The 13,219-nt window shown below is 60.4% G+C and carries 15 protein-coding genes; 5 read left to right on the top strand and 10 right to left on the bottom strand.

The genetic code is table 11. From position 1 onward, the window contains the following. Nucleotides 1–22: 22 nt before the first annotated feature. From G9Q84_RS15970 to G9Q84_RS15950, 5 genes are all read right to left on the bottom strand, one after another. Nucleotides 23–703, bottom strand: coding sequence for a C39 family peptidase (locus G9Q84_RS15970; RefSeq protein WP_032887048.1), 681 nt, complete (start codon nt 701–703; stop codon nt 23–25). 61 nt (nt 704–764) lie between these two features. Further along, complete coding sequence (locus G9Q84_RS15965) at nt 765–1,508, bottom strand: hypothetical protein (protein WP_181643695.1); 744 nt, start codon at nt 1,506–1,508, stop codon at nt 765–767. A 67-nt stretch (nt 1,509–1,575) separates the two neighbouring features. Beyond that, nucleotides 1,576–2,124, bottom strand: coding sequence for a hypothetical protein (locus G9Q84_RS15960; protein ID WP_032887046.1), 549 nt, complete (start codon nt 2,122–2,124; stop codon nt 1,576–1,578). Beyond that, nucleotides 2,124–2,573, bottom strand: a complete 450-nt coding sequence (locus G9Q84_RS15955) for a hypothetical protein (protein ID WP_032887045.1) — start codon at nt 2,571–2,573, stop codon at nt 2,124–2,126. Before G9Q84_RS15955 ends, G9Q84_RS15960 begins: the two co-directional genes overlap by 1 nt. Before the next feature lie 327 nt (nt 2,574–2,900). Continuing rightward, nucleotides 2,901–3,896 carry a FecR family protein gene (locus G9Q84_RS15950; protein ID WP_095185903.1) on the bottom strand — a complete coding sequence of 332 codons (996 nt, stop codon included), beginning with the start codon at nt 3,894–3,896 and terminating at the stop codon, nt 2,901–2,903. Nucleotides 3,897–4,037: 141 nt separating this feature from the next. Between G9Q84_RS15950 and G9Q84_RS15945 the strand changes: the two genes are divergently transcribed. Together G9Q84_RS15945 and G9Q84_RS15940 are read left to right on the top strand one after the other, a co-directional pair. After that, nucleotides 4,038–4,307: a PepSY domain-containing protein gene (locus tag G9Q84_RS15945; protein WP_016979404.1), complete on the top strand. Its 270-nt coding sequence runs from the start codon at nt 4,038–4,040 to the stop codon at nt 4,305–4,307. Between the two features lie 519 nt (nt 4,308–4,826). Further along, the gene (locus G9Q84_RS15940; protein WP_122764292.1) at nt 4,827–5,864 is read left to right on the top strand and encodes an Ldh family oxidoreductase; all 1,038 of its coding nucleotides are present in this window, start codon (nt 4,827–4,829) and stop codon (nt 5,862–5,864) included. A gap of 150 nt (nt 5,865–6,014) precedes the next feature. Here G9Q84_RS15940 and G9Q84_RS15935 read toward each other — a convergent pair whose 3' ends face one another. Then, complete coding sequence (locus tag G9Q84_RS15935; protein ID WP_032887039.1) at nt 6,015–6,335, bottom strand: ElaB/YgaM/YqjD family protein; 321 nt, start codon at nt 6,333–6,335, stop codon at nt 6,015–6,017. A gap of 163 nt (nt 6,336–6,498) precedes the next feature. Between G9Q84_RS15935 and G9Q84_RS15930 the strand changes: the two genes are divergently transcribed. Beyond that, complete coding sequence (locus G9Q84_RS15930; protein ID WP_181643694.1) at nt 6,499–6,753, top strand: hypothetical protein; 255 nt, start codon at nt 6,499–6,501, stop codon at nt 6,751–6,753. On the opposite strand, the gene G9Q84_RS15925 is transcribed toward G9Q84_RS15930, so the two are convergent. Continuing rightward, entirely contained in the window at nt 6,725–7,645 is a 921-nt protein-coding gene (locus tag G9Q84_RS15925; RefSeq protein WP_181643693.1) for a LysR family transcriptional regulator, read from the bottom strand. The genes G9Q84_RS15930 and G9Q84_RS15925 overlap by 29 nt on opposite strands. 91 nt (nt 7,646–7,736) lie before the next feature. Here G9Q84_RS15925 and G9Q84_RS15920 point away from each other — a divergent pair, with 91 nt between their 5' ends. Continuing rightward, nucleotides 7,737–8,663: a carbon-nitrogen hydrolase family protein gene (locus G9Q84_RS15920; RefSeq protein WP_181643692.1), complete on the top strand. Its 927-nt coding sequence runs from the start codon at nt 7,737–7,739 to the stop codon at nt 8,661–8,663. 120 nt (nt 8,664–8,783) lie between these two features. On the opposite strand, the gene G9Q84_RS15915 is transcribed toward G9Q84_RS15920, so the two are convergent. The 3 genes from G9Q84_RS15915 to G9Q84_RS15905 are packed head-to-tail and all read right to left on the bottom strand — an operon-like array spanning nt 8,784 to nt 11,249. Next, nucleotides 8,784–9,329 carry a GNAT family N-acetyltransferase gene (locus G9Q84_RS15915; RefSeq protein ID WP_181643691.1) on the bottom strand — a complete coding sequence of 182 codons (546 nt, stop codon included), beginning with the start codon at nt 9,327–9,329 and terminating at the stop codon, nt 8,784–8,786. An 18-nt stretch (nt 9,330–9,347) separates the two neighbouring features. After that, the gene (locus G9Q84_RS15910; protein WP_032887033.1) at nt 9,348–9,809 is read right to left on the bottom strand and encodes an LEA/WHy family protein; all 462 of its coding nucleotides are present in this window, start codon (nt 9,807–9,809) and stop codon (nt 9,348–9,350) included. Between the two features lie 12 nt (nt 9,810–9,821). Continuing rightward, nucleotides 9,822–11,249: a nucleobase:cation symporter-2 family protein gene (locus G9Q84_RS15905; protein WP_032887032.1), complete on the bottom strand. Its 1,428-nt coding sequence runs from the start codon at nt 11,247–11,249 to the stop codon at nt 9,822–9,824. Between the two features lie 232 nt (nt 11,250–11,481). Here G9Q84_RS15905 and G9Q84_RS15900 point away from each other — a divergent pair, with 232 nt between their 5' ends. After that, nucleotides 11,482–13,107: a methyl-accepting chemotaxis protein gene (locus tag G9Q84_RS15900; protein WP_181643690.1), complete on the top strand. Its 1,626-nt coding sequence runs from the start codon at nt 11,482–11,484 to the stop codon at nt 13,105–13,107. Nucleotides 13,108–13,219: the final 112 nt, after the last annotated feature.

The raw sequence follows: 13,219 nt of genomic DNA, 5'->3' as shown, positions 1-13,219 counted from the left end.
GTCCTGCCCCTTATTGCGCTTCTTAGAAGAAGTCGCTCTGGATAAAACCGAAGTCCATCAGCTCGGCATCGCCTACGGGCCTGAACTCATTCAACTGGTTCTTGGCGGTCAGCGGAGTAGGCGGGTCGAGCAAGGCATTGGCCTTGTCGTAACCTTCACCCAGCACAGCGAAGACGATGCCATTCCAGCCCTTGAGGAAGTCGTCACGCGAATAGCGCTTGTGGCCCAATACCGGGTCGCCGATATAGACCCAGTCCTTGTCCGCGCGCTGCATCACCACGAAGTGCTTGTAGCCACGAATTTCCAGCAGCACCACCACAGGGATCTTCACGGTGACCAGGGTCTCTGGTCCGATCTTGTAGCCCCGGGCACGCATGCCGATGCTTTCGAGGTAGCGCTTCATGTCCAGCATGGAAAAGCCCTGGGTACGTACCAGGTCCTGGTCTGCATTGACCAACATGCCTTTGATGACGTGATCTTCGTCCACGTCCAGCCAGTAACCCTGGCGCAGAATGGTGGCGAGTGCCGCAGCACCGCAGCTGAAATCGGTTTTCTGTTCCACCAGGTTGGCGAACCGGCGCTCACGAATACTCTCGACCTTCTTGTAGATCACTGCACCGCCAGGCAGGGCGGAGATCGCCATGTTGCCTGCCCACGTTGGGCCGGTGAGTAACATCAGGAGGGTGAGGGTCGCGAGGCGCATGATCGTGTGACCTGCTGGACACTGGAATAAAAAAGGGCCTTGTTGCCAAGGCCCCGTTGGATCAGAAGCGCACGCCGCTGGAGCAGACGGTGCAACCTTGACCGATCGACAGGCTGTTGCTGCCTTGGTTGCCGCCGCCGGATTGCAGGTTCACACCCACGTTGCCGGAGTTGCGGTTAACCGAGTTGTCGAGGCTGGAGTTGTTGGACACGTATTGAGCCTTGCCATGGCCATACCCGTAGCTGGTAGCGGCAGTGTTCAGGTAGCTGTTGGCGAGGGAGTTTTGCTCGGTGTTGGCGGCCGCTGCGATGTTTTTGCCATCAGCAGTGGTGATTGCCAGGTTGTTTTTACCCTGGTTGCCTTGACCGGCCTGGCCGTTGTAACCCAGGTTGCCGGAGTTACCGTTAAGGGAGTTATCCGCAGAGGCGTTGTTCTGGGTGCCTTTGTTGACGAAGTTGTTCAGCGCGCTGTTTTGATTGACATCGACGACAGCGAATACTGTTGCAAAGTCACCCTTGGCGCTGGAGATGGCGCCGGAGTTGTCTGCCTGGTTACCGCTGCCCGACTGAACGTTAACACCGGTGTTGCCGCTGTTGCCGTTTACCGAGTTGTCGGCAGAGGCATTGTTTTCGGTTTTGGTGTCGTCAAACTTGTTGCCGCCGCTGTTTTGTACGTCTGTAACGACAGAGGCAACAACGCCGGTTGGTTGAGGCGCAGGGTGCCAACCACCACCTGCCTGAGCAGCAGCAGCCATGAGTGCGGCGAGAGCGAAAACCATTGGTTTCAGAGCCATTTGAGGTTTCATGGTGTTTCTCCTTGCTTCTAATTAGTTGGTTAAGTGTTGGTACGGTCTAACGAGTACTACCAAGCGTTTACTTGATAGTGATGCCTAGGGTGTTAGCCACTCGGTTCCCCACCCCGGCACTCTGGTTCACCTGAATCACTCCTCGGCTGCCTGTGAAGGCCTGGTCGCTGGTAGCGACCTGGCGGCTGCCAGTGGTGGGGGTGAGCCCTGAGTCGGTCAACTGCGTCGAGTTCTGTTGCAACAGGACGCTGTCATCAATACTTTGCGGGCCAGGGTTTATGCTGATCCGCACGGCATTGACTGATTGGTTATTGGCCCCGGCCGACTGGTTGATACCCAGCACACCGTTGCCGTTGGTAAAAGAGGTGCCATGAATCGCCGCTTTGGCGTTCAGGGACGGGTCGACGCTGCCGTTCTGGCGCTGGATGTTGACGTTGGTGGCCTGGCCACCGAGCGCAATGGCACGGCTGTTGGACATTTGTTGCTGGTTGCCGGCCGCCTGGTTGATCGACACGACACCTTCGTATTGTTGGCCGCTGTTGTTGATCACCGCGGTGTTGTCGGCGAAGACCGGAGCGGCGGCCAGCAGGGCGAGAACGAGCAGGGAGCGGTTCATTACTTGCCCCCCATCATGCTGCCGATGTTGTTCAGCGGCGCCATGCCGCGCTGGATCGAGTCGCTGATCTGTCCACCCATGCTGCTGCCCGCACCGTGGCCGGCGGCAGAGCCGGCCCCCAGGGTGGACATGCTGTTTTGCGTGGCATGCAGGCCGGTCAAGGTGTTGTTCGTCGGAATCGCGCCGACGATGCTGGAGCCGCTGCTGATGCCGCCGATATCCATATCACTGAGCTCGCCGGTTGCACCGATGATGTCGCGGCTGGGATTGGCGTTGGCGGTGGTGGGGTAGGGGTCTTTACCGAAGGCGGCGCGACCGTACATGTGAGCCTGTACGTTGCGCCCTGTCACGATCACGCCATCGCCTGCAAAGCTTGGAACACTGATGCCGACGCTGAGTACACAGCTGATCAGCAGTACGTTCATCGGACCTTGAGTGAGTGTGATCACGGCGGCATTCCCTATTCTTCGCGCTGACCCTAAACAGCGCTGTAAGGGATAGAGCAGAAGCCGTGCCGCTTTTTATTTAGTGTTTATTTTCAATAGGTTGGAATGAATCGAGGGCAAAGTGATGTCAGTGCTGTTTCATGACTGATACACCTGCGGTCACGGCACGCGCACGCGGCCGTACCACAAACGATTCACCCTGTTGTATCACCGCTGTAACACCGCCCATGACAAATCGATGAATCCGCACAGTACGGGCGCTTCAGAGGCGCCGTGTGTTTCAAAAATGGACACTGCGGGCGCAAAGAGGCCCGGGGATGTGGATCAGGCTCAGCCTTTGGGGGATTGACGCGGAATGGAGTTGAGCACGGGGTTGCCATCCTGGTTCTGGGTCAGGTAGACCGGCAGCACCTTGGGCAGGGAGGGGATGAGGTTGTTGACTTCATTGATGTTGTAGATGCCGCCAATGCGAATCGCCCCGGTGCTGGCATCTGCGAGCATCACCGGTTTGTTCAGGTAGCGGTTGATCAGCGGCAACGCGTCGACCAGGGCCAGGTTGTCGAGGATCAGCTTGCCCTGGCGCCAGGCCAGCGCGCTGTCGTTGGGGCTGATCGTGGCGACACGCGGTGTAGCGTCGCCCAGTTGATAGCTGGCCTGCATCCCGGGGGTAAGCGGCACGCTGCCGTGGATCCGGTCGCTGGAAATCTGGACTGCGCCTTCAAGCAGCATGACCCGCACCTGATCGCCATATTTCCACACATTGAATTGCGTGCCCGTCACCTGCACCTGGCCTTCGCCGGCACGCACGACGAACGGATGCTCACGGTCGTGGCTGACTTTGAAAAACGCTTCGCCCTTTTTCAGCGTGACCCGACGTTGGTCCTTGTAGTTGCTGTAGACCAGTTCTGTGCCGAGGTTCAGCTCCACTTGACTGCCATCCCCCAACGTCACCTGGCGCAAACCATCGGCGGCTTCAAAGCGCTCGTAGGCATTGGGCAGCCAGCCCGCTTCCCAACCGGTAAAGGCCGCCACCGGTAAGGCTGCCAGGCATATGGCTGCCGCGGCGGCGTAGGTACGTAGCCGACTGCGCGGTTTGAACGGCACCACCAAGGCGGTGGGTTCGTGGCGGGGCAGATGGTCGGCGACGTCCCAGATTTCCAGCATCGCGGCGTATTCGAAGGCGTGCAGCGGGTCGCAATCGTGCCATTGGGCAAAAGCCTGACGTTCACCGGGGGTGCAATCACTTGCATGCATACGCATGCACCAATGCGCAGCGGCGTCGGTGATGGCGTCATATTCGGCTTCTGAAAGGGACTTTTCGCTCATTAACTCATCCTGATTTCCCACATTCTAACCCCCAGGGTGCATCGCGAGAACATCCATCATGGCGATTGCACATCAATTGGAACTTATTCTCGTTTGGAGGCGCCTAAAAAATTCAGGACATTCCTACAATGGAGAACGAAAATGCTGAAGAAAACCTTAGTCGCCCTGTGTGCAACCACTGCGCTGCTCAGCGCCGGCGCCGCGCTGGCCGATAAACCGGGTGCGGGCTGGATCACCATCGAGAAGGCCATCGAAGTGGCCAAGACCAAGGCAGGCTATGTCGAGGTCTACGCCGCTGAAGCCGACGACAACGGTTATTGGGAAGTCAAAGGGCGCAAGTCCGACGGCACCGTTTATGAAGCACGTATCGACGGCGCTTCGGGCAATATCCTGCGCGACCAGAAAGACTGATCTACCCCGCCGGGAGCCTGCTCAGGCTCCCGCTTTCAGACTGCGCCCCAGTTCGCTGTTCATGCAGGTCTGCGGTCACGGCGCCGCTTTCGTAGCCGATATTGACGAACGATATGGGTTTGCTCCTGGGGCCGGGCTTGTTTGGCATACAACTGCAGCCGCGCCTCGCGCAACGGTTGTGAGGCCAGCCAGCGACGGTCTTTTTTGCTGCGAGTCACGGCTGAAAAAATCCCCCGCGTGTCCGAGCAGGCTATCGAGCATCCCTTGCAGGCTCGGCTGTTTACGCCCGGCAGGCAGCAGGAATTCGTCGAAAAAGTACGGCGGGGAAAGCGTCGCCATGGTGCTCGCTCCATCAAACTGGCAATCACGAGGCTCCACGGTAGGCGCTTGCGCCAGGGGCGGGGCGGTAGATAACTGCTTCGGCGGCAAGCGGACGTTGACAGCAAGCACAGGAGGCGTTGTTTAATCGACGGGTCTGGATTGTTGTTGTCTCTTCCAATTATAAAATCGGAGCTACAGATGTCTGCCCAGTCCCCGATCATCGACAGTGCTACAGCATTCATGGGTTTCAACGAGCTGAAGGCGTTGCTGCAGGCGATCTTCGTCAAGCACGGCACCTCGCCCGACGTCGCGGCGATCCTTGCGCACAACTGCGCCAGCGCCGAGCGCGATGGCGCTCACAGCCACGGCATCTTCCGCATTCCTGGTTACCTCAGCACCCTGGCCAGCGGCTGGGTCAACGGCCAGGCGGTGCCGGTGGTCACCGACGTGGCGTCCGGCTTCGTGCGGGTCGACGCCGGCAACGGGTTCGCTCAGCCGGCCCTGGCGGCAGCGCGTGGGTTGCTGGTGGACAAGGCCCGCAGCGCCGGCATTGCGTTGCTGGCGATTCACAACTCCCATCACTTTGCGGCGCTGTGGCCCGACGTCGAACCTTTCGCCGAAGAAGGCCTGGTGGCGCTGAGCGTAGTCAACAGCATGACCTGCGTGGTGCCCCATGGCGCCGACCGCCCGTTGTTCGGCACCAACCCCATCGCCTTCGCCGCACCGCGTGCCGATGGCGCGCCCATTGTCTTCGACCTGGCCACCAGCGCCATTGCCCATGGCGACGTGCAAATAGCCGCGCGCAAGGGCGAGCGATTGCCGCCGGGCATGGGCGTCGACAGCCTCGGCCAACCCACCACTGACCCTAAAGCCGTGCTCGAAGGCGGCGCGTTGCTGCCGTTTGGCGGGCACAAGGGGTCGGCGTTGTCGATGATGGTCGAGCTGTTGGCGGCGGCGTTGACCGGAGGCAACTTCTCCTTTGAGTTTGATTGGGCAGATCACCCAGGCGCCCGCACGCCGTGGACTGGGCAGTTGCTGATCGTGATCGACCCAAGTAAAACCGCTGGGCAAAGCTTTGCCGAGCGCAGCCAGGAACTGGTGCGGCAGATGCATGCGGCAGGGTTGCGCAGGTTGCCGGGGGATCGACGTCATCGCACGCGGACGAAGTCGTTGGAGGTGGGGATTGAGCTGGAGGCTGAGGATCTGGCGCGATTACAGGCGCTGGTGATTGACTGAGAAGGGTTTGGCGCAGCCTAAATGTAGGCGCTGGCTTGCCAGCGATAACTGTTTGTCGGGTGCTTAAAATCAAGATCACAAGCAGATCAAGAGCCAGGGCAACGGCGCAATAGCATCAGCGGTGTGGTTGCTATTGCGCCGCTTGCTTGATCAGTTACGACGACCCAGCAACAAACCCACTACCAGGCCAAAACCTGCGGAAATGGCCACGGTTTGCCACGGGTGGCCACCGATGTAGGTTTCGGTGGCATCCACCACCGGCTTGCTACGCTCGCGCACGTTGGACACTGAGTCCAGGGCTTGCTTGAGTTTGATCGCGACCTGCTCACGCAGGGTTTCGCCTTCTTCGCCTACCAGGGCGGCGCTGCTTTTGAGCAGTTTGTCCGACTCTTCGATCAGCGCGGTGAGTTCGCTGAAGGCTTGATCCTTGATCTGGTCTTCGACAGCTTGGGCAGCAGTTTTGCGGGCCATTGTGTGACTCCTTGCGAGTGAATGTGACAGTGAACAATGGAGTATCGCGCGATGGCAAAAGTTGCAGTTTTTTTGCTTGAGCGCAGTTCCAGCCAAAATCCGAATCAGGAAATTTCGACCTACAGTGTAAGATGTCGCCTATTTGTGCAGCAGGTAATTCAACATGAGCTTCAATCTCGCCAACAAGACCCTCGCCGAACGTGCCGAGCTGGAAGATGAAAAGTCCCGCCTCTATGACCTGTGGCAAACCAATCTGGGCAAGGCCAAGAGCGAAGCGGCGCGGTTGTTCGGTGAGCGTGCCAAGCGCAAGGGCAAGTGGGCCGAGTGGGTCCGCGCAGAGCTTGATGGCATGTCACCGCCAGAGTTTTCCAATATGGTGCGCAGCGAAGTCAATAAGCTGATGGCAGCGGCGAAGTAAAGCTGGCGGCAATCGCCTCACGTACTTTGAGCAACATAGGGTCCAACTGGGCCTGTGTCCGCCAGCCGAGTTCCACGGGGTAGCGCGGCAGCGCCAGCGGGCAGGGCAGTACGCGCAGGCCTGTCATCTCGGCGATCGCCTGTGCCGCATGCCCCGGAATGGTCGCAACCGCTTGGCTGCCCTTGAGCAAAAACGGCAGTGCGGCAAAGTGGCTGGTCGACGCACACACTTGCCGGCTCAGCCCCAGCGCTGCGAGCCCCTCATCGGTAATTCCGATAAAACCGCCTGACGACACCAGCACATGCTCTCGGCTGACGAACTCTTCCAGGCCGATGCTGTTCTGGTCCGGAGCAAGACTGCCGGGGTCCACCAGGCAAAGGTAGTCTCCTTCCGCCAATACCTGTCGACTCAAACGGTTCTGCGCAAACCCGCCGGCGGTAATTGCCAGATCGAGCGTGCGGTCGAGCAGGGCGCCTGCCACGATCTGGCTGTGGGTCTGGCGAAAGATCACGCGCAGTTTCGGCAAACGTTGAGCGATCTCCTGCATTAAGCGGCGACCGTAGGCGATCTCGAAATCATCGGACAACCCCACTACCACGGAACGCCCTTGGTAATGCGGGTTATCCGGGTTGACCATCGCCAGGCTCTGCCGGCAACGGTCCAGCGCCTCGCTGATCACCGGCTTTAACTGATTGGCCCGCAACGTCGGCGCCAGGCCTCGGCCCGTGCGCACGAACAGCGGGTCGCCGTACACCTCGCGCAAGCGTCGCAAGCCCGCACTGATGGCCGATTGCGTGACGCCCAGGCGCAATGCCGCGCGGCTGGCGCTGGATTCGTCGTGCAGCGCTTCGAAGGTCTTCAGCAGGTTCAGATCGACCTGGGCGATATTCATTTGGCTCATATCATTCAGTGCTGAGGTGGGCTTTATTCATGATCACGGCTGGCCGGAGAATGGGCAACCCCCCTAATTCGGAGTGATCGTAATGCCTGTTTCTACTGTGGCAGCTTTGCAACTGGGTTCGTTGCCGGACGGCAAGGCGGCAACCCTTGAACAAATCCTGGGCTACGAGGACGAGATCAAACGCAGCGGCGCGCAATTGGTGGTCATGCCCGAGGCGCTGCTGGGCGGCTATCCCAAAGGCGAAGGCTTCGGCACACAACTGGGCTACCGCCTGCCCGAGGGGCGCGAGGCGTTTGCCCGTTACTTTGCCAACGCTATTGATGTGCCAGGCGCTGAAACCGAGGCGCTGGCCGGCTTGTCGGCGCGCACCGGCGCCAGCTTGGTTCTGGGTGTGATCGAGCGCAGTGGCAGCACGCTGTATTGCACCGTGCTGTATTTCGAACCCTCGGGTGGTCTGGTGGCCAAGCATCGCAAGCTGATGCCCACCGGCACCGAACGGCTGATCTGGGGCAAGGGCGATGGCTCCACCTTGCCAGTGATCGACTCCGCAGTAGGGCGTCTCGGTGGCGCGGTGTGCTGGGAAAACATGATGCCGCTGTTACGCACGGCGATGTACGCCAAGGGCGTCGAGGTCTGGTGCGCGCCAACAGTGGATGAGCGCGAAATGTGGCAGGTGAGCATGCGTCATGTGGCCCATGAAGGGCGCTGTTTTGTGGTGAGCGCGTGCCAGGTGCAAGCTTCGCCCGAGGCATTGGTGCTGGAGATTGCCAACTGGCCAGCAGGCCGTCCGTTGATTGCTGGCGGCAGTGTGATTGTCGGCCCTATGGGTGACATCCTCGCGGGGCCGTTGCTGGGTGGGGCTGGGCTGTTGACGGCGCAGATCAACACCGATGACTTGGTGAAGGCGCGGTACGACTATGACGTGGTGGGGCACTACGCTCGCCCGGATGTGTTTGAGTTGACGGTGGATGAGCGGGCCAAGCCGGGCGTGCGCTTTGTTACAGACTGAACCGGGTCTAAATGTGGGAACGGGCTTGCTCGCGAAGACGCTGTGTCAATGGGTGCAGGCCTGACTGACCCACTGCCATCGGGGGCAGCTCCCTCCCACAGTTGATTTTCAGCGTTTGGGTCATTGGGATTCCAACCACTCCTCGCGGGTCATCTCCCAGATATCCCGTGGGAAGGTGCCTTCGACAAACTGCCCCTCATCGGTCCTGATCAAGCGCATCCCCGTACGCTCGGAAATTCGCCGCGACCCCAGGTTGGGCGCGGCCTTGGGGACACGCATCACGGGGCGTTGCAGCACGCCGAACCAATAGTTGGTCACCGCCGCGCTGGCTTCGGTCATCAATCCCTGGCCTTGCCATGCGGGCGCCAGCCAGAAGCCACGGTTGTTATCCACTTCATCCATCAGGCTGACGTTGCCGATCAGTTGTTCAGGCGCGGTTTTGAGGCGGATTGCCCAATGCCATTCCTCGCCCCGTGCCATGGCCGGCAAGGCCACGTTTCGCAGATAGGCGAGGGCGCCGTCAGCCGGGTAGGGCCAGGGCACGAGGGCGTTGAGGTAACGCACCACGTCCCAGTGGGGAAAGTGCTGTTGGACGGCGTCCGCATCGTCCAGCGTCAGCGGGCGTAGGATCAGGCGTTCGGTGTAAAGGGTGGGCAACGCATCCATGTTGCAGAAACTCCAGGTTTACCAAGTGGCAGTATTGGGTAGGTCCAGGGTACCGCGATCCACAAACCGCATCGTGCCAAACAGCCCACCCGCGAGTTTGCCGCGCAGCACATACGGCAGATTGTTCAAGCTTTGGGTCTGGCTCAGGCCCAGGGTCTGGCGCAACACCGAGAACGCAGAAACGCTGACGGGGACCCTCAGAACGGCCTCGGAAAAGCGTGGGATGCTTCCGGCCTGATCACTGACACCCGACGCCAACGGCCGGCCATTGACCTCCAGGTCCAGGGCCACGCCGTTGTAGTCGATCGCCGTTTCATTGGGGTTTTGCACCCGCAGTTTCACGACGAAGCGCACTTCCAGTTCCTGGCTTTGCAGTGGCTCGATGCCCACTACATTGATGTTGACCGGATCTCGGTTGGGGAACAGCGCGCAGGCGCTCAAGGTCAGCAGCAACAGTGATAGAACCATGAGCTTGCGCATACAAAGGTGCTCCTATTTCGTGACGTCCGGGTCCTGCATCACTTTGAGGGTGGAGGACTCCGGATCAAATTCATCTTCTTGCAGTTCTATGAACTCTTCCGGCAGGAAAATGTTCAGCAGGATCGCACAGAACGCGCCCACGGTAATCGGCGACTCGAAGATGTTGTGCAGGGCTTTGGGCAGGTCACGCAGTACTTCCGGCACGGCGGCGACGCCCAGGCCCATGCCCAGGGAGATCGCCACGATCAGCACATTGCGCCGGTGCAGCCCGGCTTCGGCGAGGATCTTGATGCCGGCCACGGCCACGGTGCCGAACATGATCAGGGTTGCGCCGCCCAGCACCGGCTTGGGCATCAGTTGCAGCACCGCGCCGATCATCGGGAACAGCCCCAGCAGTACCAGTAAACCCGCGATGAAGTACGCCACGTAGCGGCTGGCCACGCCGGTCAGCTGGATCACGCCGTTGTTCTGCGCAAAGGTCACCATCGGCAGGCTGTTGAACGTGGCCGCCATCGCCGAGTTGAGGCCGTCGGCCAGCAAGCCGGACTTGATGCGCTTGATATACAGCGGACCCTTGACCGGCTGCTGGGAAATCATTGAGTTGGCTGTCAGATCACCCGCCGCTTCCAGCGGCGAAATCAGGAAGATCACTGCCACTGGGATAAACGCCACCCAGTCGAAAGAGAAGCCGTACTTGAACGGCACCGGCACGCTGATCAAGGGCACGTGGGGCAAGGCGGCCAGGTCGACGCGGCCCAGCCACCAGGCGACCACAAAGCCCAATGTCAGGCCGATTACGATCGAGCCCAGGCGCAGGAACGGGTTGTTGAAGCGGTTGAGCACCACGATGGTCACGAGCACCAGCGCCGCCAGGCCCATATTACTCGCGGCACCCAGGTCACTGGCGCCGAAGCCGCCGGCCATGTCGGTGACCGCCACCTTGATCAGCGATAAGCCCATTAAGGTAATGATGGTGCCGGTGACCACCGGGGTGATCAGCTTGCGCAGTTTGCCGATGAATTGGCTCAGGACCACTTCGATAAACGCCGCGAAAAAGCAGATGCCAAAGATGGTCGAAAGGATTTCATCGGTGCCGCCGCCCCGGGCCTTGACCATGAAACCCGCGCTGAGGATCACGCTGATAAACGAAAAACTGGTGCCTTGCAGGCACAGCAGCCCCGAACCGATCGGGCCGAACTTGCGTGCCTGCACAAAAGTGCCGAGCCCCGACACAAACAGCGCCATGCTCACCAGGTACGGCACTTCGCTTTCCAGGCCGAGCACACCGCCGACGATCAGGGTTGGGGTGATGATGCCGACGAAACTCGCCAGCACATGCTGCAACGCGGCAAAGATCGCTGCGGTGAAGTGTGGGCGGTCTTCCAGGCCGTAGATCAGGTCGGATTTATAGCGCGGGCGGGGGGCTTGAGCGTCAGACAAGTTGAGGGCTCGGGTCAGAAAATGGAGGCGTAGGATGCCAGAAACCGCTAGTCGTCAGAAGTGTAAAAAAATATTTATGAACCCCCTGCATAAAATGCTGCAGCCGGCCGATACCGTTTATAGGCCCACCCCTCAATAACAACAGTGGGCCAAGGTCTGAGCGGTGCGTTGACACCGGCGGATCGTTTCGCGGCAGGGACGCGCGCAAACACTACTCCTGAGAGTCTCGCCTATGTCCCTCCGTCACCTGAATATCGCCCCTCGTGCTTCTCTGGGTTTCGCGTTCATCGCGCTGTTAGTGGTTGTTCTTGAAGTGTTTGCGGTCAACCGCATGACCCTGATTCGCGAGGCGTCAGTGGCCATGAGTGCCAACCTGCTGCCCAGCGTGACGTACCTGGGCACGATCACGGAAAACGTGCTGCGCCTGCGCATCCTGTCCTTTCGCGTGCTGGTCAACCGTGAACCGGCCGCTTTGCAGGAAGCAGAAACCCGCATCGGTGTGTTGGCCGACAAGGTCAAGACCGCCCAGGCCGGTTACGCCACGCTGCCCGCCGGGCCGGAAGAGGCGGCTTTGTACAAGACATTTGGTACGACCCTGGACAACTACCTCAAGGCCCAGACCGACATGCTGACCCTGTCCAGGCAAGGCAAGGTCGATGAAATGCGTGCGCTGATCAACACCCGGATCAAGGACGGCACCGATCAGATGGGCGAACAGCTGAACAAGTTGATTGCCATCAACGCCGCTGACGCCAAGACCGCCGACGCTGAAGCTGGGCGAGGGTACGACAGTGCCATCACCGGCGTGATTATGGTCTCGGTCGCCGCCGCGTTGCTCACCGTATTACTGGCCTGGTTGCTGACCCGCAGCATCGTCACGCCGTTGCGCAAAGCCGTGACCGTGGCCGAAACCATCGCCGCCGGCAACCTCAGCAGCACCATCGCAGACGACGGCAACGACGAACCGGCTCGCTTGATCGGCGCCCTGGCCGCGATGCAAGCGAACCTGCGCCAGACCATCCAGCACATCGCCGGTTCGGCCACCCAACTGGCGTCTGCCGCCGAGGAGCTCAGCGCGGTCACCGAAGAAGCCTCCAAAGGCTTGCAGCAACAGAACAATGAAATCGATCAGGCGGCCACCGCGGTTAACGAGATGACCGCCGCAGTCGAAGAAGTGGCACGTAATGCGGTGTCCACCTCTGAGGCGTCCAGCCAGTCGAACCAGGCTGCACGGGAAGGGCGCGACCGGGTGGTGGAAACCGTCGGCGCGATCCAGACCATGACCCAGGACGTGCAGAACACCGCCGCGATGATCGAAGGCCTGGCCACTCAGGGCCGCGATATCGGCAAGGTGCTTGATGTGATCCGCGCGATCGCTGAGCAGACCAACCTGCTGGCGCTCAACGCCGCCATTGAAGCGGCCCGCGCCGGTGAAGCCGGGCGTGGCTTTGCGGTGGTGGCGGACGAAGTGCGGGCCTTGGCTCACCGCACCGCGCAGTCGACACAGGAAATCGAAAAAATGGTCGCCGGCATCCAGAACGGCACCGGTGAAGCGGTGCAATCGATGCAGCAGAGCAATCAACGTACCCAGAGCACCCTGGAAATGGCCCGCGCCGCCGGGGTGGCGCTGGAGCAGATTACCCAGTCGATCAGCCTGATCAACGAGCGCAACCTGGTGATCGCCAGCGCCTCGGAGGAACAGGCTCAGGTGTCCCGCGAGGTGGACCGCAACCTAGTGAATATCCGCGACCTGGCCACCCAGTCGGCGGCGGGGGCCAACCAGACCAGCGCTGCCAGCCATGAACTGTCACGCCTGGCGGTGGATTTGAACGGGATGGTGGCCAAGTTCGTGATCTGACCCACTGTGCAACGCAATCAAATGTGGGAGGGGGCTTGCCCCCGATGGCGGTGTGTCAGTCAAGATATCTATAACTGATCCACCGCTATCGGGGGCAAGCCCCCTCCCACAT

Origin of the sequence: Pseudomonas sivasensis, assembly GCF_013778505.1 — a bacterium.
Classification (GTDB): domain Bacteria; phylum Pseudomonadota; class Gammaproteobacteria; order Pseudomonadales; family Pseudomonadaceae; genus Aquipseudomonas; species Aquipseudomonas sivasensis.
This window is presented reverse-complemented; position numbering and strand designations above follow the sequence as displayed.